The 1834-nt window shown below is 30.4% G+C and carries 1 protein-coding gene; it reads right to left on the bottom strand.

Features of this window, described 5'->3' with window-relative positions; genetic code table 11:
• The coding region (locus VK998_RS01535; protein WP_325224705.1) for a terminase large subunit domain-containing protein at positions 1-1735 on the bottom strand (1735 nt) is incomplete at its 3' end.
• Positions 1736-1834: the final 99 nt, after the last annotated feature.

Raw genomic sequence — 1834 nt, 5'->3', positions numbered from 1 at the left:
TACAACGGCAGGATCCCGGTCTGCGGTGGATGATGCTTGCGCAGCCGCTCGGCGGCTTCCTAGCCCCATTGGGTTCTTCTAATTTTATATTTCCACTCACAACAGAATAGCTCAAATTAATAGTTTCGTTTATTGCATATGAAAATTGCATATATGGATGTAAAAACCAAATTTTTAAATTCGTATCATCAGTTTTTTTAAAATCGTTATTATTTTCATTTAAATAATCTTCAGCAACCGCACTATCTATAGGGAAAGACGCCATATTTCTCATTAAATTATCCCTAAAATCAATAGCTATATCACTATTTAGTTTTGCATTAGCTCTAACGGGATATATAATTGGTTTAGCATTTTGTGCTAATGTTTTTTCTTTTAATTCACTAATTAATGCCTTATCTAATGATTTATGTTCTATTGTAGTGAACGCCTCGTATTCTACTCCTCTTTCCTCATCTTTTGTTATGGTTGCTAATCTTTCGAAAACTGTTATACCAGCTTGTTGTAAGTCAAGAACTATATAATCAGCTTCGAAATCTTTATATATTTGCTTTATTCTAAGAGATTGTTTGCCTGTATGTTCACCTTGATGACTTTCCATATAAACATATTCTCTAATATAGCCTTTTTTAGTTGGTAATCCTCTAATACAAGTAATAATAGTATTGTCGTTTGCCTTTCCTTTTCTAGTAGCTATATCTACAGATACAACTCTAATTTCCCCTTCTTTTCTCTTAATTGCAAAAGGGTTTTTATTTTTATTAATAATATCTTTCCTTAATGGATAAAAAACATTTTTTATATCTCTATTATTCGCAAACATTTCTAGTTTGAAAAACGCATCACTATTTTCACCAAATGGAATATTTTCATATTCTTGTTGGAAGGAAACCATATCCATTTTTTGTTTATCTTTCATTATGACTTTCTTGGTTTTTATACCATGTTTTAACGATACAGGATAGTCAAAATATATAACTCCAGCCTTTTCGCCTTTTAACATTAGTTTTATATTTTCTTCCATCTCATCATACCACCAAAGATTTTTGTAATATGCTGAGGTTATTAATATTTCTTTTGGTTCTTCAATTAAATGTGCATATTTAGAATTTTTTAAATAAGGTGCTTGTCTTGCAATTGCAAAAGGTCTAACGATAGAGTCATATTTTTCTTTCTCCATAATTCTAAATTCTTCACCGATTGTGAAGTTTGACCTTTCCCCTCTTCCCCCATCATCACATATTACGGCAACAATTTTAGAGGAGTTATATAATTTACAATATCTATCATTTTGAGAGTTCTTAAAATCACTAATTTCCCTTGCTACATTAGGATGATCTTTCATAAGACCTTCTATTTTACCAAATATTATACCTGCTTGTTTTTTTGTTTTTGCGACTACCACTATTTCACTGTTCGGATAAAGCACAGCTCGTGCTAATGCCAATACTGCAATTAACCATGATTTGGCTGTTGCCCTTGAAGCAATAGCTACAAAAGTGTCACAAGTTGACATAAAATATATCCAAATTACTTGATATAAATGCAGCTTTATTTGAAAATAATGTTCAATAAATCTATGAATATTTCTTCTATAAAACGTTATCCAATCAATTAAATTGTCTTCCCATTCTTCACTTGTGTTTTTTTTCACCATTTGTTTAGGCTGTATAGATGAATTTTTTGACCTTGCTCTTCTGTAAAAATCTCCTTGGTAATTTTTAATATTACTCATTTTTATCTTCCTCTAACGATAAATCCTCGTCACCTATAATAAAGTTTTTAGCCCCTGTAAAGAAGTTTTTAATAGGTCTAACTATATAATTTTTTATAT

The organism is Schnuerera sp. (assembly GCF_035459645.1).
GTDB lineage: Bacteria > Bacillota > Clostridia > Tissierellales > Tepidimicrobiaceae > Schnuerera.
This window is presented reverse-complemented; position numbering and strand designations above follow the sequence as displayed.